This window comes from Rossellomorea vietnamensis (genome assembly GCF_008180415.1).
GTDB classification, from domain to species: domain Bacteria; phylum Bacillota; class Bacilli; order Bacillales; family Bacillaceae_B; genus Rossellomorea; species Rossellomorea vietnamensis_C.
This window is the reverse complement of record NZ_VTEI01000002.1, coordinates 226,138-251,496: the sequence shown is the minus strand read 5'-3', so window position 1 is coordinate 251,496 and position 25,359 is coordinate 226,138. Positions and strand designations below refer to the sequence as shown.

Here is a 25,359-nt window from a genome sequence, read left to right as displayed (position 1 = left end):
GGAATCCGAATTGCGGCTGTACTGGTGGAAGGTATTTAAGGGCATATCCTTCGAAACCTGGCTGATTCCTTATCTATCCTTTTTCAGACATCACTACCCCTTATAATACAATATCAACCGCTATATCTAGACCACTGCTAAGTGAGATAGATTGCCAGGAATGGGAAAGGAGTTGACGTAAAATGACTTACACTAGAGTGGAAAAAGCTAAAACAACTAAGATGCTTATCCTTTATTTTCTGATAACATCGCTATTCTTCACAGAAAACTCCATTATGCAAGGCTTAAGGTGGCTGCTCTTGCTTTTTCTGGTTCTGTCATTGTGGTTGAGCTATAAACTCAATATTGAAGAGAACAGAATAAGATTTGGCATATACTTTTTTCGTTTCCGCATATATGAAAACCTCGTTAAAAGTGAATCCGTAAAATCCATTATTTTCAAAAGGACAGGGTGGTCAACTAAGAAGGCGGTCATTAACAGGAGAGGGCATAACATATGGGTCATATATTATGAGCCTTCTGAGATCTATGAGGAATTAGAGTCTTTTGCTAATGAGAACGGTATTGCTGTGAAAAAGACAAGAGATTATAAGCTTCTTGAGAAATATTACTAAAAAAGATCATGAATAAGGTGTTGTAAATAGTGAAAATCAATTATCTGCTAAAGGCAATTCAAGACGTAATAGACAAAGAAAACTATTCGGGAACCGTTTTTATAAAGCTGGGAGAAGAAGTCATACTGGAAAAAGCAGCAGGTTTTGCAAATAAAAGCGAAGAAAGGCCCAACGAACTTAACACACGTTTCGGCATTGCATCCGGCTGCAAAATCTTTACCTCCACAGCTATATGTCAATTAGTTGAAAAAGGGCTTCTTGGTTTCAACACGAAACTAATAGATTGTTTGGATATCTCTTTTGTAAATTGGGATGAAAAAGTCACGATTCACCAGCTGCTGACTCACAGCTCCGGCATCCCCGATTATTTTGATGAAGAAGTAATGAATGATTTTGAAGAGCTTTGGAAGGAAACGCCGATGTATCTGCTGAGAAGGCCTTCCGACTTCTTACCGTTATTTCAACATCAGCCGATGAAGAGCGAACCGGGGAAGGTTTTCCATTACAATAACGCAGGATATATCTTGCTTGGACTGGTTGTAGAAAGGCTGACGGAGATGCCATTTACAGACTATGTGGCTGAAAATATATTTAAACCGGCCGGAATGCAATCCTCTGGTTATTATCCTATGGATGAACTGCCCCAAAATACCGCTTTTGGGTATGTTGAAAAGAGCGGTGGTCAGTACAAAACCAATGTTTATTCCCTGCCAGTAAAAGGGGGGCCAGATGGGGGTGCCTATGTAACTGCTGGGGATATGATCCGTTTTTGGGAAGCCCTATTTGAAAACAGAATATTGGATGAAAAATTGACCAGGGTCCTTTTAAGTCCTCGAATAAAAGTTAAAGAGGGAGTCCACTACGGATATGGCGTATGGATAAACAATGAAGAGGCTGTAACCAAGTATCATGTTATGGGATACGACCCAGGTGTGAGTTTTCACTCTGGTTATTTCCCAGAAGTGGATATGCGGTATGCTATACCCTGCAATCATAGCAGCGGAGCCTTTTCTATAATGAAAAAGATAGATGAATACATAGGGAGTATCAGCGGGAGGTAAAGAATTTTCATGTGGAAAGAATAATAACAGCAGGGATGTTTACACTTTTCTTCGGTATAGTATGTTTGTTCATCGGGGCCTTCTCCACTTTGGTTTCAAACCAAAATGGTTATGTGTATACGTGGATCATACTAATCGCCTTACTGGTGACAGGTAATTTGTACTTTCTTGGAGTTCTTGCAAAGCTGCCGAAAAAAGCAGGGGTGTTAGTTCCATTCTTGATCCTTGCTCTTCCTTTAGCAGGGTATGGAGGATCTGAGGCTTATATAAACCATATAGAAATTAAAAATGCTGAAGTAGATCTGACAGCATACGAACCTTTTAAAAGCGGTTTCAAAGCCGCTTCACTTGAAGAAACCAGCCTTTTTACTGTCTCTGGCAATGTTCCCTTACTGGACGGTGCAACAGCTTTATATCCAGTGATGGCTTCATTCGTCCAGGCGGTTTATCCAGAGGGTGAATACCCGCACGACAACCCTGCTGAAAGTCCAATGGTGGCTTCCAAAACTGATGAGGCATATGGAAGGCTTGCTAAGCAGGATGTGGACCTAATCTTCGCTGCAGGTCCATCCGATTCGCAGAAATCAGGGCTGAAAAACATGGAAATGACTTCGATCGGCAAAGAAGCATTCGTCTTTTTCGTTCACAACAGCAATCCTGTGGAAAGCCTCACCATTGAGGAACTTCAGGGGATCTATTCAGGAAAGATCACCAACTGGAATGAAGTCGGAGGCAATGACAAGGAAATAATCGCTTTTCAAAGGCCTGAAGGGAGCGGAAGCCAGACTGGCCTGCAGAACATGATGAGTGAGATTCCGATCATGAGACCTCCGACTGACCAGCAGGTAGACGGTATGGGGGGAGTGATCGAGAAAGCTTCCGATTACCGAAACTACCGCAATGCCATTGGGTTTTCCTACAGATTTTTTGCAACAGAGATGGTTGACAGCAAGGGAATAAAATTATTGAAGATTGATAATGTTGAACCTGACATTGAAGGCATACAAACTGGGAAATATCCTCTTACAGGAGAATTTTACGCGATTACCAATGGGACGGATAATCCTCAAGTAAAGCCTTTCATTGAATGGATCACTTCCCAGCAGGGACAGGACCTCATCAAAAAAACGGGTTATGTTCCCATTCAATAATATAAGGAGAAAAATATGAATATCAAAATTCTTAGTTATCAAGAAAAAGAGATAAAAGCTTGTGATATAGCATCACTCTACAAGGATGCCGGTTGGTGGGAAGAAAGAGGTAACGGAGATATTGAAAAGATGCTGAAAGCTCAAATATCGGTGGGAGCCTGGAAAGAAGACGCGTTAATCGGGTTTGCCCGGGCAGTGTCGGACGGAGTTTTCAGGGCGTATCTCGAAGATGTCGTCATACATAGCAACTGGCAAAGAAGCGGGATAGGTAAAAGGCTTGTATGCCGGCTCCTGGATGATTTGGCGCACATTGATATTATCAGCTTATTTTGTGAGGAAGAACACATTCCTTTTTATGAGCAATCCGGATTTAAAAGGAGCAGGTCGCAAATCGTTATGCACCGTAAGTAATAGACTCAAAGAAAGGATGAAGCGATGAGTAAAAATTACTTTTTTCCTTCGGAGCCCTCTCCGGCAGCCGATAAACCAATTAAGAACTTTCTGCCCCCCGGGTACACTTCGGCAGCTATAGTGTTCCATCCTTTTGTCAGAATGCCTTTATATTGGAAGCCTGAAAAGAGTAACAAACCCCATATGTCGTTTCCTGCTCAAGGAGATTCCTTATCGTGCGGAACGCCGGTATCTTGGGAAACAGTAAGAAAAGAGACCGGGATGAATTCCATAAAAGAACTGGCTATTGGCTTGTACATGTGGATAGGTGGAATTTACCACGAAAAAGCAAAGCCGGAAATCTATAAAAAGCTGAAGGACGTCATAGGAACAACCTTGTTTCCACCTAAAGAGGATCAGCTTTCTGAATTGGTGATCGAGAGCTTCCTAGAGGTTATCCGCAGCAGCGGATCTAGGACCGTACATTTCGAAAAGATAACTGATGGAAGCGGCTCTTTAGTAATTGATGAGATGACCACTGAAGATATGCTTTATTTGTGCGAAGAGCCAATCAGTTTATATGACGAGAAAGAGGATTTAATTTTCACTTGTTATTTTGATGAACCCTATTCATTCGTTATTTTCAAAAGAGATATAGAGGGACTATGTCAAACTATGGGATGGGAAGGCATTATGTGTGATGAAAACACCACTCATGCCTGGTTCTTAGAAGAAAAAGAATTGAAACAGTTTTACAGCAAGGACGCTTAGATACAGCAGTTTCCCCATCAATTGAAAACTGTTTTAGAAGAACAGAAGCTTCAGTAGAGGAAATACTTAAAGAAACCTTAACTTAACAAACGGGAGGAATAGAGAATGATGGTTCTCAAGTGGGCAGCGTATATCATTTTCATAGCAGGGTCATTTCTTTTTTATTTTAAAGGCACCAGGAAACCGGAGAAAAGATCAAGGTTGCATTTGACTCTGATTATGACGGCAAGCTTCATTCTGTTAAGCTATTATTATTGGTTTAGGATATAATGTTTTCGGTGAATTTAGACATAAGGAGCTTATCAATCTATGACACTTGAACCGGTTAACTTAAAAGAGAAACTTAGCAAACTTTCGGACCATTGGTCTCCGAAAGTTATTGGAGAAATGAACGATTATCAATTCAAACTTGTGAAAATTCAAGGGGACTTTGTATGGCATGAGCACAAAGAAACGGATGAAGTGTTTTTCGTCATTGAAGGAGAGATGATGATTGAATTCCGGGATGGCATGGTCTCTCTGCGGAAAGGGGAAATGTTTGTGGTCCCTAAAGGTGTTCAGCACAAACCATATGCCGAGCGGGAATGCCACATCATGCTGGTGGAACCAAGGGGTGTTGTCAATACGGGAGAAGCCGGCGGGGAATTGACAGCCGAGAACGACAAATGGGTTTGAAGTCATCACAATATGCTCAGTGATATGTTCCCATCAATTATGGGTTCTTGAAAAGGAAGTGAATAATATTGCCGTCGGTAGGAGTATTTGCTGTTGTAAAAAATAAGGATAATGAAGTTCTTTGTGTCAAACTGAATTACGGGTCCGGAAACTGGACTTTGCCAGGAGGACACCTGGATAAGAATGAATCACCCATCGAAGGGGTAGAAAGAGAAATCTTGGAGGAGACAGGCTATATAGCGAAGGTGGAAAACTTGGTCGGGATTTATTCTGCTCCAGAAAAAGATGATTTAGTGCTCTTGTTCAGGGCGGGTATTAAGTCAGAAGGCCGTTTCATTCCGAATGAAGAGATTAAAGAAATCGCCTTTTTTTCTAGGGAGAATCTCCCTCTGCAGATGCACCCTTGGAATAGAAAGAGAATTTTGGACAGCTTTTCAGACACTGTTAGTTTTGTACATACTTTTAATGAGGCAGAATCGATATGACGCCAGCATATTTGCACCTTATAAATGATGGTGAAAGAATGGATTATCTTCACCTGCTTCTAATGGCTGATGAAAGTGAGGAAGCTGTCCGTAATTATATTGTCGAAGGAGATCTGTATGCCATCCATTTTGAAGATGTATTGGCAGGCGTAATTTTATTCATTTCTGTTAACGACAGTACGGTGGAGCTGAAGAATTTGGCTGTGATACCCGAATTCAGAGGGAGGGGCATCGGCAAAGCTTCCATTAAAGAAGGCCTGGTTATTTATAAAAACCAGGGCAAGGATAGAGTCATAGTGGGAACAGCAAACTCCAGCATTGACAACATAGCCTTCTATCAAAAAGCAGGATTCAGGATGTATGAGATTAAAAGGAATTTCTTTTTCAATTATCCAGAGCCCATCTTCGAATACGGAATCAGGGCGATGGATATGATCATGTTTGAAAAAACTCTAATGTAGAGTGGTCAGCGGAAGGCTTTTGCTTCTGCAGCTTATATGCACAAGGCTGTTTTCGCAGAGATTACTGCTTTCGGATATCCCCAGATACTAAGGGGGTTAACTCTAGCTGGGAAAAGTCTCTCTTTTCTTTTCATGATTACCAGGTCATTAAGGTGAATTAGTGAATTATGATTAGTTTTTTTGGAAGTGGTATCCAATAGCAACAAAGTTTACGAAAACAGCCTTGTCCAAAGACCTGAGGAGGGAATGGGGCCACTCCTGAACATTGAAGGACTCCGGAAAATCTCAGTAAAAAAATGGACATAAAGGGGTTTTAGACATGTACTGGATTGCAGCATTATTTGATGAAAAAACTGAAAATGAAATCAAACAAATATGGAAAGAGTTAAGCGAAGAATCTCTTTCTTTTTATGGTGAAGAGATTAAGAATGGCAGGCCGCACGTGACCATAGCCAGTTACACCAATATGGATAAAGAGCAATGCATAAGAAAAATGAACGAGCTTTACAGTAATAAAAAGCAAGTTGATATCTGTTTCAATACACTCGGTTCTTTCCTGAACTACGGGACCCTTTTTTTCTCGCCAACAGTTACCAAAGAATTGATGGATTTGCATAATTCCCATTATGAGATTTTCAGGGAATTTAGTGAAGAAGCCAACTCATTGTATATGCCGAACCAATGGATACCTCATTGTACTCTTGCCAACAAGCTTCCTGAAGAAGAATTGGCGGCTGCCTTTCAATACTGCTTGAAAAGGAATGAATCCATCTATGGAAAAATCACTGCAATTGCATTGATTGAATTGGCAGAGGAGCAAGGGAAACAAATGGAAGCTCCCATTATCCACACCGTCCCATTAGTAAGGAGGGAAAATCTTGTTTAAGCTGAAGTTAGACGAACATATTTATACTGCACTCTTTCAGCCGGAGGATGCTATTGAACTCTATGAACTGATTGCTGAGAATCGGCATTCTTTGGGAGAGTGGCTTTCTTTTCCCGGCAAAACAAAATCTCTTGAAGATACAGAAAAGTTCATTGAAAGGTCTTTAGATAGATTCTCAGCAGGAAACGGGTTCTGGGCTGGAATATGGTACAATGGCCAACTGGCAGGGGCGGTTGGTTACCTGCATGTAGATAAAAGCAACCGCAAAACGGAAATCGGGTACTGGCTGGGAGAATCATTCCGAGGGTATGGACTCGTTACAAAGTCATGTCAAAGATTTATTGATCATGCCTTCAAGGAGTGGGAGCTAAATAAGGTGGAGATTAATATGGCATCAATAAATACAAGAAGCAGATCGGTGGCTGAACGCCTGGGTTTTATGAAAGAAGGGACCATAAGGGAATTTGAATACATAAATGGAGAGTTCAAGGATCGAGTCATATATGGAATGATACGCAGAGAGTGGGAGGAACAAAGGAAGGAGGTAATCCTTTGAAGAAGACGACGGCAGTAGTGCTGTATCCGCAGTTCAGTGAATATGAGTTGAGTGTGGCACTTTCTATTTTGATGCAGGGAGGCAAGCCGGTCCTTATCTGTGGAGAAAAGACCTCACCGATAAGAGGTGAGTCAGGATTATCATGCCTTCCTGATAAGGCGTTTCAAGAGGTTGATATCAGTGAGATTGATAGTTTGCTCCTACCAGGGTGCATGGACGTCATGTCACTTGATGAAGAAGCGGCTTTATTCAAATTCCTGAAAGAAGCTGGGGAGAATGCCTCAGTCATAGCCGGCATTTCCAGTTCCCCTTATCTACTGGCAAAAGCAGGTCTTTTGAAAGGAAAAAGATATACAGTCGGAATGGTAGAAGAAGCTCGTGATCAGACCGGGGTTTTTGAAAAAGAGAATTACTCTGATGAATTGATTGTACAAGATGGAAATATCATAACAGCCAGAGGCAGAGGCTTTATCGAATTCGGTGCTGCTTTTGGAGAGGCATTGGGACTTTCCTTTGAAAAAGAGTGGTATAAATGTTGAAAATTCATGGAGATAGAATTTATTTAAAAGAACTCGAACAATCCGATTGGAGAGGAGTCCACAGCTATGCTTCTCATGAACTTTCCAGCAGATATCAGGTTTGGGGACCGAATACAGAAGAAGAATCTCTAAACTTTGTTAGATTGGCAGTTGAGGACGGCAGGAGAAAACCACGGACCAGGTTCTTATTCGTCATCATAAATAAAGGAGATGATAAGGTCATTGGGGCTGTGGATCTCATCATTAAAGACATACATAACAGAGCTGGGGCAATGGGGTATATCATCCATCCGGATTTGTGGGGAAATGGGTTTGCAACTGATGCTTCTAAACTGCTGATTCACTATGGATTCAGGGAGTTAAAGCTTCATAGAATATATGCCACTTGCAATCCTGAAAACTTAGCTTCCATAAAGGTACTGGAGAAGATTGGAATGACCAGGGAAGGAAGAATCCGCGATCACCTGAAAATGAAAGAAGGCTGGAGAGATTCCCTGTTATATTCAATTTTAGAAGATGACTAACCAAAAGGGGACAAAGTCATTTTTGACTTCGTCCCCTGGGCTAGTAATGGTGATACTGTCCTTAGTTAAAACCTTGACCGGCAGTCAATTACTGCCCAAATGGTGACTCCATTTCAACTGCAGACTCCGTGACTTCTGCAGGCACCTCGATTGAAACGATTTCATTGAATTTGGAGAAGCCGCTCTTCATGGTTTGATCAACCTTAACTTTTTCGCCGTCCTGTGTCATTTCTATTTTTTGGGTGATATCCATCTTTACTGTATGGAAGCTTTCTTTATCGATCCACATTTTTAAATCCATCTTAGATAGGGAAATTTCCTCCATTGCTCCTTGAAGAGAAGAGTGAAGTTCATCGCCCATCAGCGCCATTCCTTCTTTAAGAAGCTGATCCGCTTTTTCTTCCTCTAGAGAAAGCTGAAGAATAAAGTTGTCATCATCCTGCTTAAAGGTAAAGTCGTCAAGGTAAGGCTCCAGCTGTTTTAATTGATTTTCAGGAAGAGAGGATTCCTGCAGCGCGGCATCTTTTAATAAGTCTGCCATTTCGTTTGGAACTGTCGTCCATTCATTCTGAATGTTGTCTTTCATGTAAATCTCCTGCTCTGTTAAGTACATCTCAACTTGTGCCAATGGTAATTCACTGCCTTCCAGTTCATCCATCGTCATATTGACGGAAGAAGTCTGATACATGGTCATCGGATCCATGACAAGATTAGTAGAAGAAGTAGTGCTCATATTCATGGTTCCTTCTTCAGCTGCTTCATCGTGAGTGATTTGCGTTAACTCCATATCCATATGTACACTGGATAGTTCAGAATCAGCCTTCTGGGAATTCGTGAAAACTTCTTTCAAAGTCAAATCACTTTTATTCTTTGCATCATCTTCTGGCGAGGCGGTCATTGAACAGGCACCCAAAGATAGAGCGAGTGCTGCGGTTGCTAAAACTTTTGAGAATTTTTTCATTATGACACTCCTTTTTTTCTTATAGTATATGTACGATTGTTATTGACAGAAAGTTTCAATTTTTGCAAGAAAATATAGTTTGGTATAATTTTATACAAGGTATAAGCCATTTGAGAGTCCATTTGCCAGGCCTGAATAGGAAAAGGGAGGGTTTAAAGTGTACGGATTGATCGCGCTGTTTGATGAGAAGACAGAGAAAACTGTCAGGGGAATATGGAAAGAACTGAAAGAACAATCCATTTCTGATTATGCCTATGAGGTGATTGACCGAATTCCGCATATCACATTGGCGAGCTGCCGCAGCATTAAGGAGGATGCATTCATAGAAAGGATGGAGGAAGTTTATCAGTCTCAGAAGCCCGTCGATATCACATTCAACTCACTCGGATCTTTTATGAAGTCAGGCTCCCTCTTTCTTTCTCCTGTCGTCACCGAAGAGTTGCCAAATCTGCATCGCAGTTATTATGAAGGTTTTAAAGAGTTAAAGGTTGAAAATAACCCTTTGTATGAATCCGATAAATGGGTTCCCCATTGTACGCTGGCAAACAGGTTGTCTGCAAAGAAGCTGGCCGGGGCTTTTACCTATTGTTCTACGAATGTCGGAGTAGTGTCCGGTGCCATAACGGATATAGCTTTAATCAAAGTACAAGGAGACACAGCCCCGGTTATACACTCGATTAAGTTGAAGCCGTAAGAAAGGAGCAAGATAATGCTGCATCATATCGAGTTATATGTTTCAGATTTAAGAGAAACGGTTGATTTTTGGGGCTGGTTATTGAAAGAGCTTGGCTATGAGACCTTTCAAAAGTGGGACAGCGGCCGCAGCTGGATCATGAATGATACTTACATTGTATTTGTTCAAGCGGAGGAACGCTTCCTTGATGTAGCTTACCACCGCTGCAGGGTAGGCCTCAATCATTTGGCTTTCCATGCCCGCTCACGAAACCATGTAGACCAGCTAACCGAGAAGTTAAGAGAAAAGGGCGTGAATATTCTTTATTCAGACAGACATCCATTTGCTGGAGGAAAAGGATACTACGCTGTTTTCTTTGAAGATCCTGATCGAATCAAGGTGGAAATCGTGGCACCGGACTAATTCTTTTACTAAGGCTCTTTCCGTAAAATCTGCTGCTTTCTCCATTAATCTGACGGCTTAGGCTTAGTATCCGGTGAAACGTCTGAATCTCTCAGCAGCATCAATCGTTATGAAAGGCTCTTTGCTAAGAAATTGTTGCTTTGATTACTATCTTACCTCCCTCCTTTTAAAGGAAGGGGAGTGGAAATCCATTAACTTCAATAGCCACAATCTTTGCGAAAACAGCTTTTAAGAAAGAACTCAAGAATCCATCCTAAAGGAGGCGCTTATCCTGTTAGGCGTTAAGAAAGGGCAAGTGATCTTAACAGACCATTCATTTAATTGGAATAGACTTTTTCAGAAGGAAAAACAATTGTTAACAAATATTATCGGTGAGTCAATAGAAGATATAGAGCATTTTGGCAGCACTTCAATTGATGGGATGAAGCCAAACCAATTATCGATATTTTGGTTGGCGTAAATAGAATAGAAGATATCAGCAAATTCGACAAGTCCCTCATGAAAGCAGAGGGGTATTATCATCTGCCGGGTGTCAAACTTCAAGGAAAACAAGTCTTTGCTAAGTTTTCAGATTTAGAGACCTTAACCAAAACACATATCCTCCATGTTGTAGAATTTAAAGGCAAGTGGTGGAACGAGCATCTCACCTTCAGGGATTATTTGAACAGCCACCCTTTAGCTGCTAAAGAATATGAGGAATTGAAGAACAAACTTGCCTCTCAATACCCGGCTGATGAATCCGCATATACAGAAGGAAAATATCAGTTTGTTCAAGGTATAGTGAAGAGAGCAAATGACGAAGGAGAACAGAAACAGAATGAGAATTCACTTTGAAAAGTTAAACGAGCCAACCATTGAAATAGCTGAAGCTATTAACAACTGGGAAAATGATCCTGAATTGGTTCCATTGATTCGTCCCAGTCAAAGCAAGTCTGCCCTCGAGAGCACGCAGACTGTTACCGTGGAAGGATTGAAAAAGCGTGTGGAGCAGCACTGTACATATTTAATATATCTGGATAAACAGCTGATAGGGGATATGAACTACATGGTTGATCCCTCTCATCTCTTTAAAAAAGAACCCGGCACAGCCTGGATTGGGATTACCATTGGGCATCCTGATGGCAGGGGTAAAGGCATAGGCAATAAGGCAATGCGATTTTTAGAAAACGAAATTAAAAAGAATGGCCATTCACGTATAGAGCTGGGTGTGTTCGAATACAACGCTCATGCAAAAAAGCTTTATCAAAAACTCGGTTACCAGGAAATCGGCCAAATAGAAAATTTCACATATTGGCAGGGCAGAATGTGGAACGACATCCGAATGGAAAAGTACATATAAGGGCAAAGGGCCTGTAAAACAAGCCGTTATTTATTAAGTGTTAGGAAAATTCAATAATATTTCCAGGGGGAGAAGCAGTTGGAATGAGTTATTTGCTACATGGATTTATGGGTACCGCACAAACACACTTTAGGGTTCAAATCTCCCGTTTTGAAGAGAAATATGAAGTGATTCCGGTTGATTTGCCAGGGCATGGAGGAAACGACATAGAAGCTGCTGAATCATACTTTGAAGAAGCATTAAGCTTTATCATCTCGCTGATTAAGGAAAAGGGGCCTGGTTATTTAGTTGGTTTGTCTCTCGGAGCATCTCTGGCCATCCATACTGCATTAAAGACTCCCGAGCAAGTTAAGGGAATTGTACTGACAGGATATTCACCTTTTATTCCCCAAGATATGAAACCACTCATGGAAACACAGTATGAATATTTCTATAACATAGAAGAAAATGATCCCAATGCAGTTCAATATTTCAGCAAACTGCATGGAGCGAAATGGAAACAGACGCTGCATTCTGTACTTCATTCGATGACGTACCACTCCCCTTCTATTTCAAAGGAGAATATACAAAGTCTCTCAGTACCTGTCTTGATACTGAATGGAAGCAGCGAAAGACATGAAGCAGATGCAGTTTCTTACTTCAAAGAAACAAACCAGGCTGTGCTGGGCGAGGTGATTTCCAATGCTGGTCATACGGCAAACATGGATCAGCCCGATATTTATAATAGAATGCTGGAAGATTTTTTGAATTAGATTCACTTCTCAGGCGATATTCTTAAAAGAATAGCCCTCTCCTAAAATTTCTGGAAGGATTTTTATCTTATACAAAGAATAAAATTATATCTGGAAAAACTAAAGGAGCGTGTTCTTTGTGAGTACAGAATTCATCCATAAAGAGGAAATTTCAGAGTTTATATCAGCGAACAGGGGAAACTTCAAAGAGAAGCTGCTTTCAGAAGCAATGAACGTAAGAAATAAGATTCAGGATATCCTTGAAAAGGGAAACATTGACCTGCTTAAGAACGCAGAAAATCTGGCTTTGTTCATTGCTGAGAACAGGGAGAACGAGCTTATAGAGTTTGCGGAATTCGAAGGCGCGGCATGGGCGCAGCATTCTTTGACATTGTCCTTCAAACTGGAATGGGTCCATGCCATCAGAAGGACGCTGTGGTACTTTCTTTATCAATACGAAAAGTTAAATACGGATATAGAGTTTTCCAGCGAAGAGTTCTTTGATTTAGAAAGACAAATAAATGACAGAGTCGATCAGTTCCTCAATACTTTCTTTATCAGCTATTCAGACTATAAAGATGAACAGTTGTTGTCACAACGTAAGCTTGTAGAAAATCTATCGGTGCCTATCATACCGATTAATTCGGCAATCGCTGTACTTCCTTTAATTGGCATGATTGATTCCCACCGGGTCAAAACCCTTGAAGAAAAGGTTTTGAAAGGGATCAGTTCTATGGGTATTCAAACGCTCATCATTGATCTATCCGGAATTGCCGAGATGGAACTGGATGTGATTGTTCAGTTTGAAAAGATTTTGAATGGAATCAAGATGCTGGGCTGCAGGCCAGTAATTACAGGATTGCGGGTAGAACTTGTAAGAAAAATGATAAATGCAGGGGTTCAATTTGAATCCAATGTAGAAACCAAAGGGACTTTACAACAAACACTAAGTGAACATTTGGTTGTAACCACGGAGGTGTAGCACTAAAGTAAGAGCTGGGCATAAGCACAGCTCTTACTTTTTTTTAGGTTCTGTTCGTAACCTTTGTGGCTATTTGATCTTAATTTCGATAGACAGCTCCCTTAAGGAATCGGGGGAAATCCTGTTAAGCAAGAGAGAAAAGAGATTCTCGCTTCGTTCAGAGTGAAAAGCCTTAGGATTGATGGGATATTTAATAGCATCAATATAGGCAAAAACAGCCTTTATATAATGGAAGCAGCGTTTCTGTCTCAGCCCCTCGGTGTCATATAAGCCTTGAAGAAGAAAAGAAAAGGCAGCCGTTGCTTGTCCAAGGGACGTTAGCGCTTTTTTTCTATTGTAATCACTAACAGTTTTTGGAATAATTGGAGAAAAGGTTATAAAAGAGTATTTTGACTTGTCATAGAGGTTGAAGGATGAGGTTTTTGAGACGATATGGACATTGGCTGTTTTTGGCAGTGACTTCCTTGAGTACGTTATCAGGATTGTATTATTTCACCTTAAGAACCTCCGGACTTGTAGCATTTTTTTTCAGTTTCATAGGGCTGGCGGCAGTGGGCTGCCTATGTGTTGAAGTGGAACGGAAAAAGAAGATAAAAGAACAAAAGTAAAATAATTCACCCAAAATGAAACTTTTTGTGCGGAGTAAATCGTCAAATTATAAAATTCATAGACAGGTGAGGGGAAAAGGGAGCTGCAGCATGGAGAAAAGCAAACGTGATTCGTTACTGGAACAGATCATGAAAGAGTATGGAGACGAGTTAGTCCGGCTGGCGTATTCCTATGTGAAAGATGTTGATACTGCCAAGGATATCACACAGAATGCTTTTGTGAAGTGCTATCAAAAGCTGGACTCATTCAGGGGAGACTCCAAAATGAAGACATGGTTGTACCGGATCACGATTAATGAGTGCAAAGACCATTTGAAAAGCTGGAACCATAAAAAGGTCAGGGTAATGGATTACATACAGGAAAATACAAAGTCTATGCTTCCTTCTGCTGAATCATCTGTTTTTAAGGAAGCAAAGAATCAGGAGATAAAAAATATTGTGTTCTCTCTACCTAAAAAATACAGGGAAGTGCTCTATCTGTATTATTATGACTCACTTAATATTGAAGAAGTCGCAGAGGTGACAGACCTTGGGGTGAACACAGTTAAAACCCGGTTAAGGAGAGCGAAGCAAAGGTTGAAGATTAAGTTGGAGGAGGCTGAATTATATGGAAGATAAAGAATTGGAAAAATCCTTAAAGAAATTTCATAATGCCGACCTCAAATTTACTCATGAGGACAGGGAAAAAGTCTTCCAAAAGATAGAGAATCATCATAATCAGAAGAGTAAATTATTTCTATTGAGCCTAAGCCGCCGGGCTGTCCCTTTAATGGCGGCGGCTGTCCTCTTAACCCTTTCAATTGTTCTGGCTTACTCTTTGATCGGGGATGAAAGCAACCAGGCAGCTGACCAAGCCGATAAAGAGGCTGCAATGGAACTAAATAATGCGACGACTCTGTTGTTTCTGTTGGAAGGTCAAGATAACAGAACGGATCTTCTTCTGCTCATCAGTTACAGCAAGAGCAATGGCAGTATCAACTTAACCTCCCTTCCAAGCGACATGTATGTAACTGTTATCCCTGCAGGTGAAGGTGAACCGGACATGGATAAGCTTACAAATATTCATGCGTATAGGGGAGGTCTAGAATCTGTCGAAAAATCCATTTCAAAAGCATTGGATATGAAAATCGATCACTATTTTACTCTGGAGGAAAATGACTTCGCAAATTTGTTGAACACTATAGGCGAAACAAATTTCAAGCTGAATGAGAAAAAATCTTTATTTTCGTTTGATGGCAGCCAAATTGAGCTTCCTAAAGGAACTAATTACCTGGATGGGGAAGAAGCGGCAGCACTTCTGACTACTCCCGCTGTCACAAATGGGAATGGAACAAACTGGACTGAAGAAGATCAATTGGATCTTTCCCGAAGTGTGATGGTCAATATGCTCTCCCATATCGAGCCGGAAAGTATTGATTTCCTCCTTGGAGATACAGATAGCAGTCCCGATTTAGCTACAATCCTGAGTGGACTGGCCGCAACGAAAATGAATACAATGAGAACCATTTCAATACAGGAGCAGTTAGAACTCGTTTTAAAAGATGAAATTTATTATCTTCAAATTAAAGAAGGTTCTGCAGAAGAGATAAAAAACAAATTATTAAATTTAGAGTGATTGCTGTTAAATTACCGAATCTTTAATACCCCGGGGGGCCTCTTACGGGGTATTTTATTGGGGCTCTTTTCGTAAACTTTGCTGCTATTTGATACTAATGATGAGATAACAGCCTTTTATTAATTCTTTCAAAAAAAATGTTATTTGCACCGAACCATTTCAGCCTTAAAGGAGTATTACATATGAACACTAAGAAAGGAGGAGATGATCTTATATCTGAATGAATCACAAGCAGAGGAATTATTTAGTGAGTTTAGGGATTATGTTTACAGAACTGCACTGCTGCTGACCAAGTCAAGAAGTCTGGCGGATGATATCACACAGGAAACATTCATCAGGATTTTAACAAAGTACCATACATATGACGAAACAAAGCCAATCAAGCCCTGGATATATACTATAACCATCAATGTCACAAGGTCGATTATGAGAAAACAAAAGTGGATGGACAGGCTCTCGATATTTACGGACAATATAGAAGATGACCGGATCAATTCCCTCGAAGACATTTTTATGCACAATGAAGAAGTAAGGGAAATATGGGAAGCAGTCAAAGGATTGTCTATTAAAAGCAGGGAGATTCTCATTCTGCACTTTTATTTAGGATTCACTTTAAGGGAGTCTGCAGATGTGCTTGGAATCCCCGAGGGAACGGCAAAATCCAGGATGAATACAGCACTGAAACAATTAAGGCGGTTGGATTTGAAAAAATTTTCACATAAGGGAGAGGATGCGGTTGAAGGATAAGGATTTCTCAAGACTTTTCCGCGAGGTAGATAGGAAAGAAAGCTCCTCGGTAGAATTTGAAATGATCTGGAGGAAGGCGAACAGGAAGAAATGGACTCATAAATATTCGCAATCTTTGAAATACAACCTCGCTCTTTTGAGTACCCTTTTAATTTTGACTCCAGTTATAGGCAGCTATCTTGTCCACCCCTTTTCTGATGACAAATCAACTGAAGCGTCTCTCTTAAATGGCGAGCCTGTTATTCAAGCGACGACTCAGAGGAAAAAGCATGAGGCCATTGTAATAGGGGAAAGCTCGCTCCCTAATGGGACAATTTTGGAAGCCAGCCTGGTGGATGCCAGACTGCAAACCATTATAAGGGAAGAGGAAATTCTAATTGGTAAGGGCGGCGCTTTTTCACTTTCCTTCGGTATTCCTGAAGCAAGAAAGGATTATGTGCTCTTATTGGAACTATTTCCCCACACACAAAAACAGTCTGTTCAGAAACTGATCGGGCGAAAAGGTGAAAATTTATATAACAGCAGCCAGGTTGCGGGTGTATACCATTATTTTATAGATAAGGAACTTCATACCGGGTTCAGGTTATATGGAAATATTGACCGTGAATTGATCAACACGGAGAGAATGATGTTCGGCAGCTTGAAGAGTGCCGTGCCATAAGAGGGGGAGGAACGGTGAAAGTATATCAGAGAGTGATTTTATTTGCAGTATCGTTAGCAGGCATCGTCCTGGCTGGCGGGCTGCCTGCGTTACTGTCCGGCCTTAATGATAAAACATTGAATTTCCCACAATACTGGCAAGTCGTCCAAGGGATTATAAATGATCTGTTAAATCCTGGATCTCTTGCATACACAGTGATAGGAGGCCAGAAGGAAAGAGATCTATTTCCTTATCTTTTTGATCCGATTCTGTATTCATTGACTGTTCTGTTCTCATCTTTCTTTTTAGCTTTAATCTTTGCATTGGTATTTACAGTTGTATCAATGCTCTTCAATGACCGAATTCGAAGCAGAATTAAATTAGCACTTTATTTCCTGGAGGCACTGCCTGATCTTTTAATCATTCTAGTGGTCCAATTGACCATTGTGTATTTTTACAAAAAAACCGGCCTCCTGCTTTTCAATACAGCTTCAACGTATGAAGAAAAAGCCTATTTTCTGCCCATCTTACTCCTTGCGATTCTGCCGGCTGTTCAGCTTTTCAGGGTTTCTATTCTGTCATTTGAAACGGAGATACAGAAAGACTATGTTCTTCTCGCAAGGTCGATTGGTGTTGGAGAGTTGGTCATTCTGATTTCCCACATACTTCGAAACTCAATCGTGAGTGTATTTTTTCAATCCAAAAAAACGGTTTGGTTCATGCTCTCCAATCTTTTTGTAATCGAATTGCTTTTCAACATTCCTGGAATCACCAGATTTCTAATGTCGACCATGCAGCCGATCCTATTTGTGTTGTCTCTGCTCTCGATATTCATTCCACTTTATATATTTTACAATCTGGGGGAAATGATACTGTCCAATAAAGCCAATAGAGGGGAGGAGTTGTAATGAAGAGAAGTATTTGGAAGAATCCTCTTTTCCTCTCCGGTTTGATCATTATTGCCGTGTTTTTGATATCCAGCTTTATCTACAGCTTTCTTTGGGACAATGAGGTCAGGAAACTTTATTACATTTCGGTTGATAATGTGCCTGTCGAATCAGCGCCCATATCGCCTAAATGGGCCTTTCCATTTGGCACCGACCCTCTTGGCTTGGATATGCTGGGAAAGGTTATTATAGGAGCAAAATATACCATCCTGGCTTCATTTGCGATAGGGTTTCTTCGTGTGTTCATAGCTCTCCCATTTGGTTTTCTGATTGGAATCTATCTTCAGAAATACCAAAAAATTTTTAATGGAGCAGCAGACTCTTTTCACTACATTCCCATGTCGGTTTTGGCTTATTTCTTGCTTTATCCAATTCTGTGGGAACCTCCTCAAGGTTTTTCTACTACTATGACAGAAAGGTTTATCCTTGAAGGACTTGTACTGATCTTATTGATTGTGCCAGTGCTTTCTGCTCTTTTGGGTAATGAAATTGCCAGAGTGAACAAAGAGGAGTTCATTTCAAGCGCGAAAACGCTTGGGGCGGGAAGATTCAGGATTATCATCAAGCATATTTTACCCGCATTGCGTGAAAAAATTGTGATCCTCTTTGGGCAGCAGGTCATGCAGACATTGATTATCTTTATTCACCTAGGGCTGCTGAAACTGTTTTTGGGTGGAACAGAAGTAGATTACCAGCTGGTCAATGATCCGCCTCAATCATCAACCAATGAATGGTCCGGGTTGATAGGTGACACGTTCCGGTATCTGCAGGGAGCTCCATGGGTACCGTTGACCCCCATCCTATCCTTTGCACTCGTCATGTTTGCTGTTGCTCTTATGATGGAAGGGTATATCAGGGCAGCTTCAGGTTATTCATACTATGGACAGAAATTTAAGAAGAATCTTGACACGTCAGGAAAGCCTGTTAAAAACACTGTCCATGAGGATGATTTTGTCAGAGTGAAGTCCTAGCGTTGAAGGACTGTTTTAAGAGAAGGAAAAAAACAATCTATCCAACTTGATCATTAAGGATGTCTGCTTGGAAGGGGATTGTAAACGTGTTCCAAAATAGATTATCTCTTTTCATATTTAAATATTTATTTCTAAATAAAGAAATGAAGACCGGAATCTACATAATTCCGGCCTCTTTTATTCTTTGTATTTTTAGCCCGTCTCTTTTTAGGGCTATACCATATTAGAATTAGATTTAATTATTTGAAACATTGCGGCTGCTTGCTTCGTCTAAATAGTACAGCAATATAGTAAACAAACGTGTTATCAACCAAGATAATGATGTGTCTCTTATGTCATAGGGGACATGCATTAATAAGATAAGAGGTGCGAGATTGGATACATTTACATATATGATAGAAACAGACCGTTTGACAGTCAGGCCGTTAATCCAGGAAGACTATTCTGCGTGGCTGAAGGGCTTCAATGATAGATTGCCATCTCAGTATAGACATGACCAAGGAAAGCTTGATATGGAAGAATGTACGGTAAATTGGTTTGCAAGTTTAGTTGAAAAGCATCAATCTCTGGCAAAGAATGACACTGCCTTTGTTTTCGGTGTGTTTCGAAAGATTGACGGGAAACATCTGGGTATGATTGATTTTTCAACTCTGGCCCGGGAAGATTTTCAATGGGGGAGAATCGGTTATACAATACATAATCAGTTTTGGGGCAAGGGTTTTGGAAAGGAAGCTGTAAATGGAGCCTTGAATATTGCTTTTTCTGACTTGAAATATCATCGGGTTGAGGCACACATCAATCTGGATAACCAAAATTCAATCCGATTAGCCGAAAGTGTCGGAATGGATTTCGAGTGTATCAGAAAAGGTTTCATTTATGAGTTCGGGGAGTGGACAGATAACGTAATCTATTTTAAAAATGCTTAAAAGTATTTAACCCATACTAATAGAATAACAGTGATTCAATAAGATACATAGTAAGAGTCCAGAAATGGAATGGAAGGAGATGTTTATGAAGGATAGAGCATTAAGGACTGCCTATATTGCACTAAATGCTTTTTGTTATCTAATGATGATTGGCGTATTTATATTCGTTGTACTTTTTGCAGACGCTCTCGGGGAAATCGGCCGCCTTTCCATCTGGGTAATTACATTGTTATCCTTGCTCTTTGTTTCCGTTCTTGGTTCCGTTCAGATTGTTGCCTGGATAAAAGAAGGGAAGCTTTAATGGAGAAAAGGGGGTGGCATTCCTGAGGAAAGCTGTTAGTCAGGGTTTTAAATTTAAATTTGAAGTATATCTATATGGGAGGGCTTCAAGTTGGAAAATATGCCAGAGAAAACAAGAAAGATAAAAATGGAAGAAATCAAGTTAGTAGGATTTCGGGTCCTTTGTCCAGGAGTTCGATACATCAAGGAAATCCCAAAGGCATCGCTGCATTTGGAGAATCGTATGTCAGAAATCAGCCACATTACAAATTCCAAACGGCAAATCGGGGCTTTTAAGGTAGAAGAAAATACGAAAGACGAGGATGGTTATTGGGTTTGCATGGAGGTATCAGCATTCGAAAATGTACCGGAGGATATGGTGACCTTGACGGTACCCGCTCAATCGTATGCAGTTTATCATCATCAGGGATCGAATAAAGAAATAGTGAAGGCATATGAGGACCTGCACAAATGGATAGAAACGAGTGGCTTTAAGAGGTTGAAAGGGAGATGGCATATTGAACTGTATCATAGTTGGAAAGACCCTGAAAGACTTTCGGTGAAATTGTGTGACACGATCGAATAATTTGCTATTATAACGGGGGATTTCATGCCGGGTACCACGCTTGTTACTATTATGTATTCAGTCTCTGCCGCCGCTTGGCTGTACTGCTTTAGAATTAGGATGATAAAGAGAAGTTGGGGATACTTTATTCCGGTTTTCTATTCATCATATCTTCCAGTTTTTTAGTTTTGGGTACTAACTACGCTAGGGGCTGGCATGCTGCAGGATATATGGTTTATGGCTTTTTAGAAATGGTGATTGCTCTGGTGATCTATTTACTAGTTTTATTCATCTCCAAGAAATAGAGGTATTTACATAAATTTAATTATCTGTCAAATTAGAATATTCTTTACATGTGCTGCATATCATTTTAAACTGTGGAAGGAGAAGTAAGATTTTCCAGCCTATAATTTGAAAGGAGGAGATGATGATGATCAAAGTCATCCATGCAGGTCAAAAGAGTAACAAAAGTGAGGTTAGATCGATAAAAACGTAGCTCAGGGGGTTCTTATGAAAACAACAGCAGAACAAGTGAAAATAGTGGAATATCATCAAGGATTAGCAAAGGGTATAGCAAAGATGTGGAATGAAAGCCGTGAGAATTGGGGAGGAGATTCTGGTGTAACGACCGAATCGGATGTAATCGAGAAAGAGTCGAACTCTACGAATCTTCATCTCTTCCTGGCGATGTACGGTGATGAAGTAGTGGGATACTGCGGATTGTCTCAATACAGGGAAGATACAGGTGCATTGTACATTCCTCTTCTGAATGTCCACCCTTCATACCAAGGGTTGAAAATCGGCAAACAGCTGGTATTGAAAGCGCTTGAAAGAACCATCGAATTGGATTGGCCGAGGCTGGACTTGTTCACTTGGGCAGGAAACACCAAAGCAGTCCCGCTCTACAAGAAGTGCGGTTTCTTCTGGGAGGAAAGAGATGATAGTACACATTTAATGAATTTCATTCCGCTTGTCATGAGCATCGACTGCCTTCGTCCATTTTTCGAAAAGCATGATTGGTACTCGACAAGCGAGCGCGTCATTGAAGTGAAACCCGATGGAATCAGACATAATGATTACACGTACTTTGAGTACAATTGGAGAGCAGGAGAAGAGTATGTCCGGGTCCAGGTAGAACGGACAGGGCGCGGTATCCGTCTTATAGAGACTCAGGACTTCCTAATCGAAATGAGCTTGCAGGATTTTAAGCTCCTTGAAAATCAGACTCATTCAGTGACTTACAGAATGGTGAATAAAACCGGCCGCCCAATGGAGGTCACTCTTACTGGGGAGGAAAATGAGAATGTCGAACATTCCTTTTATCATTCCTGCATGGTGGATAGTGAATGGACAGGTGAATTTCCGGTTAAGGTTACCATTCCGAGTCAGGAACCGAACCCTTGGAAAACACATCCGGCTGTAAGTGCGGTCATGACAATCGACGGTTCCCCTATTCCTTTGAACATGGGTGTATTCCCAAAACAAGCAGCGAAGGTTCATCTACGCACTGTAAGAAAAGACTGGAGAGCGGGACAAAAAGGCCTGGTTCATTTGGATATCGAAAGTCAGATGGAAGAGGACTGCACCTATCATATTTTACTGCCGGATAACTCGGTGCTGGAGTGGGATCGGAAAGAGATAGCTGCGGATATTATAGGAAAAGGTAGAACATCCTTTCCTTTATCAGCCAAACTTCTGAAAAATGCTTTTCTGTCAAAGGAAATAGAAGTAAGGGTAAAGCGGGAGAATAAAGGGACCTTCACCTTTCGCACGAATTTGTCCTTAGCTTTCCCGGGGTACGGAAGCAAATTCGGAGGAGAAACGGAAGAACATTGGTATGGCTTTAACGGTCCATTTTATGTGGAGGTGGAAAAGCGGAATCATATTGTCAAAGCGGGGTCGATTTATTCTTCAGGAGAAGCGATGGTTGTCTTCTCACCTAAGCTCGGAAAACCGTTCAGTGAAGAATTTTCCAAAAAGGAAGCAAGTCATGTAGAATTTATCGAACTTGTCGAGGGATTGGTAATCAAAACCTCTCTGGAATCGAATGCTTTTCCCAATGTAACACTGAATACTTATATTAAGCTGTTTGGTGATGGGTTGATTGAAATCAATCATGAAATCATCAATAAGGGAACAGAATCACTGGTTGATATCTTCCTTCTGCAGCCAGTTTATCCTGAGCTGAAGAATATGGCCATTCCGCAAAAAGACGGAGTCATCATCGGTTCGGAAGCCTTCATTCCATTCATGGATTATATAAAAGACAAGGAGATATCCGAAAGCTGGATCTTTGTTTCTGGAAATAAAGGAGATACTACCGGATTTTCTTGGCCTGAGGGAGCGAAGGGAAGAAAAGATGACTGGCGGTTCGGTATCGAATATACTGCCAAGACCATTAATCCTCAACAGGAAGTCTGCTTCGGCCCTATCTCAATCGGAATCAATACGGCACCAACCTGGGAACGCTGGCGGGAATTCATCATGGGAGAAGGAGCACCAAGGATGAAGGAAATTCCACTTTATGCACTGGAAGCTTCTGGCGGAGATTTCATTTCTGAAGAAGGCGGCACGGTGGAATACTCGTTCAGATCCATGCTGACACCTTACATCCACGGAAGCTTAAAGTTGAAAATTGAAGGTGACTGCTTTGAACGCTGCTCCCAAAAAGAAGATGAAGCAACAAAAATAAGTGTTCAGGCAGAACATAACTCACCTGGCTTGAAACACATTACAGGTTTCTTTCATGCTCCAGGACAAAGAGCATCACTCGAAGCGATTCAGTTCGTAAAAGGAAAGAAAGAAGTGACGGTGGAAGAAATCAACGGAGTCTGGACAGTGGATAATGGAATGTTGTCCTTCAAATCTTCACCTTCCTATTTTCCAGGAATTTATTGTTTAATAATCGACGGAAAAGAAAACCTTCACCATCAGTTCCCGGAGGCCGGCCCCAAAGCATGGTGGAATCCTTGGGGAGGGGGGATAAGGTACTTCTTCCAGAATGTCAGCTCTTATTCAATGATGAAGGAAATAACAAGGGCCGAACCCGTAACAAGAACCGACAACAATGGTCATAAATGGACTGGGCTGTGCTTGACGACAGAGTTCAAAGTACATGAGAAGATGAAAGGCATCATATTGAAACAGTATGCTTTGACTCTTCCGGAGGTCGGGGTGCTTGCCTGCTACGCGGAAGTCCATCAACAAACAGGCCGTACTTTCAAAGGCGAACTTCTCGACATGGAAGCCTTCTTTAAACCTGGAGACGAACTTTCCTCCTGTTATGCCGAGGTGCCGTCTGATGGAGTGTTTGAAAGGTATTATGCCGGTATAGAGGAATTTATGCTGGGTGACTCGGATTATGTATCGGTGGGATCTGACGACCGGGAGGATGCGATCACCCTCATTCATTCAGAATCCCGGAAGCTCTCCGAACTCTATATGAATCAAGAAGTATTCGTGTCGGCCTCCACAGAGGAGTGGTCAGCTTCATGTGGAGAAACGGTCACTGTTAAACCGACTGTACTGCTGTTCGGGGAAGAAAAAATAGGAAATGCGGTTAAGCCTATTAAAGGGATTACGTTTCGATAAAAAAGAGTTCAAATGAGGGACGTGTTCTGCTGCTTTATATTAGCAGGGCAGTCCCTTTTTTATTTGTTTTGAAGAATAGTTTTCTTTGGTTTGATAGCTTGAAGGGCAAATGCATCCTGAAAATATGGTTGTGTAAACGAAGTCTAAAGAAACTGTTTAATGGGACCGCTGATGGAACAACGGTTAAAAAAGAACAATGAGTGTGGCTGGTTCACCAGCCACTTTTTATAGAAAAGGTGAGGTCTTAAATGATAAAAGAATATAAATGGGTAGGAAGTGAAGAACACTTCGTGGACCAAACTCATCTGGAGGAGATTGGTGGAGTTATTGCCGGGCACTTTGGAGGAAACTCAACTTCCGGACAAACAAAAAATGAGGACGGCTGCCTGGTCTGGGTTGATAAAAAGAAGGGATGGGAATTTGCCCTTTTGCTTGATGCACATAATACTGCCCAAAGCGCAGAGCTGGTATTAAAGGAAATTCACTCACAAAAAGAAACGATTTACGGATTACTGGATATGGGAATTGCGGGCTGCTTTGAAAAGATGAATGAATTAATTCTAACTACATTTAAGGGGAAAGCGTTTAAGGAAGCCTGTAAAACGATAAAGGGCGAAACCGCATGCCTTTTTACCATAAGGAAAGATAACTATTTATACTGGTTTTCAGTAGGAGATTGCCTCCTCCACCTATACAATCCCGACTTGGCAAAGCTGGGCGAATATCAGCAAAATCAGCGCAGTTTTTATGAATGGGTTGGCCAGAATAGCACCTTTAATAAAGCTGTACCCACTTACAGTTCGGGCATAAAAGAGTTGAGGGCCGGGGTGAACCATATACTCCTGACAACCGATGGCTTAACAGAGTGCCAGGGAACTGATTATCACCTGCCACAGAAAATTTATTCTGTATTCGAAGGAAACACGAATCAAGAAGGCGTCCAAAAGCTTCTGGAATCCATCAGGGACAACAATGTTAGAGATAGTACGACCATTCTGTCCTGGAGGATCGAAACTTCAGTAGAGGCCACTATGCCGTCGGATTGACTTGCAGAAGTTTGTGGGTACATGAGTGACGTCATTATAGCAAAGCCATGTATCCAGAAGTGACGTGTGGCTACATCAGTTGAGTCAAAAAGGCAAAGACATGTATCCAGCCAGGGCGAGTGGGTACATGAGTTGAGTCAAAAAGGCAAAGACATGTATCCAGAGATGTCGTGTGGATACATGAGTTGAGTCAAAAAGGCAA

At 41.2% G+C, this 25,359-nt stretch carries 29 protein-coding genes and 1 pseudogene; 29 read left to right on the top strand and 1 reads right to left on the bottom strand.

The window, feature by feature from the left end:
* The first annotated feature begins 643 nt into the window (after positions 1–643).
* From FZC78_RS03855 to FZC78_RS03805, 11 genes are all read left to right on the top strand, one after another.
* Positions 644–1,675, top strand: coding sequence for a serine hydrolase domain-containing protein (locus FZC78_RS03855; protein WP_435874004.1), 1,032 nt, complete (start codon positions 644–646; stop codon positions 1,673–1,675).
* A gap of 11 nt (positions 1,676–1,686) precedes the next feature.
* Entirely contained in the window at positions 1,687–2,826 is a 1,140-nt protein-coding gene (locus FZC78_RS03850) for a PstS family phosphate ABC transporter substrate-binding protein (RefSeq protein ID WP_252183493.1), read from the top strand.
* A gap of 15 nt (positions 2,827–2,841) precedes the next feature.
* Positions 2,842–3,237 carry a GNAT family N-acetyltransferase gene (locus FZC78_RS03845; RefSeq protein ID WP_148938339.1) on the top strand — a complete coding sequence of 132 codons (396 nt, stop codon included), beginning with the start codon at positions 2,842–2,844 and terminating at the stop codon, positions 3,235–3,237.
* Positions 3,238–3,261: 24 nt separating this feature from the next.
* Positions 3,262–3,987: a DUF2711 family protein gene (locus tag FZC78_RS03840; protein ID WP_148938338.1), complete on the top strand. Its 726-nt coding sequence runs from the start codon at positions 3,262–3,264 to the stop codon at positions 3,985–3,987.
* 309 nt (positions 3,988–4,296) lie between these two features.
* Positions 4,297–4,662, top strand: coding sequence for a cupin domain-containing protein (locus FZC78_RS03835; protein WP_148938337.1), 366 nt, complete (start codon positions 4,297–4,299; stop codon positions 4,660–4,662).
* Positions 4,663–4,730: 68 nt separating this feature from the next.
* The gene (locus FZC78_RS03830; protein WP_187444789.1) at positions 4,731–5,147 is read left to right on the top strand and encodes an NUDIX hydrolase; all 417 of its coding nucleotides are present in this window, start codon (positions 4,731–4,733) and stop codon (positions 5,145–5,147) included.
* Positions 5,144–5,608, top strand: a complete 465-nt coding sequence (locus tag FZC78_RS03825) for a GNAT family N-acetyltransferase (protein ID WP_215727403.1) — start codon at positions 5,144–5,146, stop codon at positions 5,606–5,608. Before FZC78_RS03830 ends, FZC78_RS03825 begins: the two co-directional genes overlap by 4 nt.
* 319 nt (positions 5,609–5,927) lie before the next feature.
* The gene (locus FZC78_RS03820) at positions 5,928–6,494 is read left to right on the top strand and encodes a 2'-5' RNA ligase family protein (RefSeq protein WP_148938335.1); all 567 of its coding nucleotides are present in this window, start codon (positions 5,928–5,930) and stop codon (positions 6,492–6,494) included.
* Positions 6,487–7,050, top strand: coding sequence for a GNAT family N-acetyltransferase (locus FZC78_RS03815; RefSeq protein WP_148938334.1), 564 nt, complete (start codon positions 6,487–6,489; stop codon positions 7,048–7,050). Before FZC78_RS03820 ends, FZC78_RS03815 begins: the two co-directional genes overlap by 8 nt.
* Positions 7,047–7,589: a DJ-1/PfpI family protein gene (locus FZC78_RS03810; protein WP_148938333.1), complete on the top strand. Its 543-nt coding sequence runs from the start codon at positions 7,047–7,049 to the stop codon at positions 7,587–7,589. Before FZC78_RS03815 ends, FZC78_RS03810 begins: the two co-directional genes overlap by 4 nt.
* The gene (locus tag FZC78_RS03805; protein ID WP_187444788.1) at positions 7,583–8,113 is read left to right on the top strand and encodes a GNAT family N-acetyltransferase; all 531 of its coding nucleotides are present in this window, start codon (positions 7,583–7,585) and stop codon (positions 8,111–8,113) included. Before FZC78_RS03810 ends, FZC78_RS03805 begins: the two co-directional genes overlap by 7 nt.
* A gap of 88 nt (positions 8,114–8,201) precedes the next feature.
* On the opposite strand, the gene FZC78_RS03800 is transcribed toward FZC78_RS03805, so the two are convergent.
* A complete protein-coding gene (locus tag FZC78_RS03800; protein WP_148938332.1) occupies positions 8,202–9,074 on the bottom strand; it encodes a DUF6612 family protein in 873 nt (290 codons plus the stop codon).
* Between the two features lie 157 nt (positions 9,075–9,231).
* Between FZC78_RS03800 and FZC78_RS03795 the strand changes: the two genes are divergently transcribed.
* The 18 genes and pseudogenes from FZC78_RS03795 to FZC78_RS03710 all read left to right on the top strand — a co-directional run bounded on the left by FZC78_RS03795 (position 9,232) and on the right by FZC78_RS03710 (position 25,157).
* Positions 9,232–9,768, top strand: a complete 537-nt coding sequence (locus FZC78_RS03795) for a 2'-5' RNA ligase family protein (RefSeq protein ID WP_148938331.1) — start codon at positions 9,232–9,234, stop codon at positions 9,766–9,768.
* 15 nt (positions 9,769–9,783) lie between these two features.
* On the top strand, positions 9,784–10,170 hold the full coding sequence (locus tag FZC78_RS03790) for a VOC family protein (RefSeq protein WP_148938330.1): 387 nt from the start codon (positions 9,784–9,786) through the stop codon (positions 10,168–10,170).
* 295 nt (positions 10,171–10,465) lie between these two features.
* Positions 10,466–11,004 (top strand): annotated as a pseudogene (locus tag FZC78_RS03785) (GrpB family protein).
* On the top strand, positions 10,988–11,509 hold the full coding sequence (locus tag FZC78_RS03780) for a GNAT family N-acetyltransferase (protein ID WP_148938329.1): 522 nt from the start codon (positions 10,988–10,990) through the stop codon (positions 11,507–11,509). The pseudogene FZC78_RS03785 and the gene FZC78_RS03780 overlap by 17 nt, the downstream one beginning before the upstream one ends.
* A gap of 83 nt (positions 11,510–11,592) precedes the next feature.
* Positions 11,593–12,261, top strand: coding sequence for an alpha/beta fold hydrolase (locus FZC78_RS03775; RefSeq protein ID WP_148938328.1), 669 nt, complete (start codon positions 11,593–11,595; stop codon positions 12,259–12,261).
* A gap of 118 nt (positions 12,262–12,379) precedes the next feature.
* Positions 12,380–13,222 (top strand): STAS domain-containing protein, encoded by an 843-nt coding sequence (locus FZC78_RS03770; RefSeq protein WP_148938327.1) that lies wholly within the window; start codon positions 12,380–12,382, stop codon positions 13,220–13,222.
* A gap of 413 nt (positions 13,223–13,635) precedes the next feature.
* Positions 13,636–13,830, top strand: coding sequence for a hypothetical protein (locus FZC78_RS03765; RefSeq protein WP_148938326.1), 195 nt, complete (start codon positions 13,636–13,638; stop codon positions 13,828–13,830).
* Between the two features lie 90 nt (positions 13,831–13,920).
* Complete coding sequence (locus tag FZC78_RS03760) at positions 13,921–14,448, top strand: sigma-70 family RNA polymerase sigma factor (protein ID WP_148938325.1); 528 nt, start codon at positions 13,921–13,923, stop codon at positions 14,446–14,448.
* Positions 14,438–15,445 carry an LCP family protein gene (locus FZC78_RS03755; protein ID WP_148938324.1) on the top strand — a complete coding sequence of 336 codons (1,008 nt, stop codon included), beginning with the start codon at positions 14,438–14,440 and terminating at the stop codon, positions 15,443–15,445. The genes FZC78_RS03760 and FZC78_RS03755 overlap by 11 nt, the downstream gene beginning before the upstream one ends.
* A 204-nt stretch (positions 15,446–15,649) precedes the next feature.
* Entirely contained in the window at positions 15,650–16,192 is a 543-nt protein-coding gene (locus FZC78_RS03750) for an RNA polymerase sigma factor (protein WP_148938323.1), read from the top strand.
* The gene (locus tag FZC78_RS03745) at positions 16,182–16,853 is read left to right on the top strand and encodes a hypothetical protein (protein WP_148938322.1); all 672 of its coding nucleotides are present in this window, start codon (positions 16,182–16,184) and stop codon (positions 16,851–16,853) included. Before FZC78_RS03750 ends, FZC78_RS03745 begins: the two co-directional genes overlap by 11 nt.
* Before the next feature lie 14 nt (positions 16,854–16,867).
* Entirely contained in the window at positions 16,868–17,740 is an 873-nt protein-coding gene (locus FZC78_RS03740) for an ABC transporter permease subunit (protein ID WP_148938321.1), read from the top strand.
* Positions 17,740–18,750, top strand: a complete 1,011-nt coding sequence (locus FZC78_RS03735) for an ABC transporter permease (RefSeq protein ID WP_148938320.1) — start codon at positions 17,740–17,742, stop codon at positions 18,748–18,750. The genes FZC78_RS03740 and FZC78_RS03735 overlap by 1 nt, the downstream gene beginning before the upstream one ends.
* 392 nt (positions 18,751–19,142) lie before the next feature.
* Complete coding sequence (locus FZC78_RS03730; protein WP_148938791.1) at positions 19,143–19,676, top strand: GNAT family N-acetyltransferase; 534 nt, start codon at positions 19,143–19,145, stop codon at positions 19,674–19,676.
* 85 nt (positions 19,677–19,761) lie between these two features.
* Positions 19,762–19,977 (top strand): hypothetical protein, encoded by a 216-nt coding sequence (locus FZC78_RS03725; protein ID WP_148938319.1) that lies wholly within the window; start codon positions 19,762–19,764, stop codon positions 19,975–19,977.
* 99 nt (positions 19,978–20,076) lie between these two features.
* Positions 20,077–20,541 carry a GyrI-like domain-containing protein gene (locus tag FZC78_RS03720; RefSeq protein WP_148938790.1) on the top strand — a complete coding sequence of 155 codons (465 nt, stop codon included), beginning with the start codon at positions 20,077–20,079 and terminating at the stop codon, positions 20,539–20,541.
* 489 nt (positions 20,542–21,030) lie between these two features.
* Positions 21,031–24,111 (top strand): GNAT family N-acetyltransferase, encoded by a 3,081-nt coding sequence (locus FZC78_RS03715; RefSeq protein ID WP_148938318.1) that lies wholly within the window; start codon positions 21,031–21,033, stop codon positions 24,109–24,111.
* Between the two features lie 248 nt (positions 24,112–24,359).
* The gene (locus FZC78_RS03710; protein WP_148938317.1) at positions 24,360–25,157 is read left to right on the top strand and encodes a protein phosphatase 2C domain-containing protein; all 798 of its coding nucleotides are present in this window, start codon (positions 24,360–24,362) and stop codon (positions 25,155–25,157) included.
* The last annotated feature ends 202 nt before the right edge of the window (positions 25,158–25,359 follow it).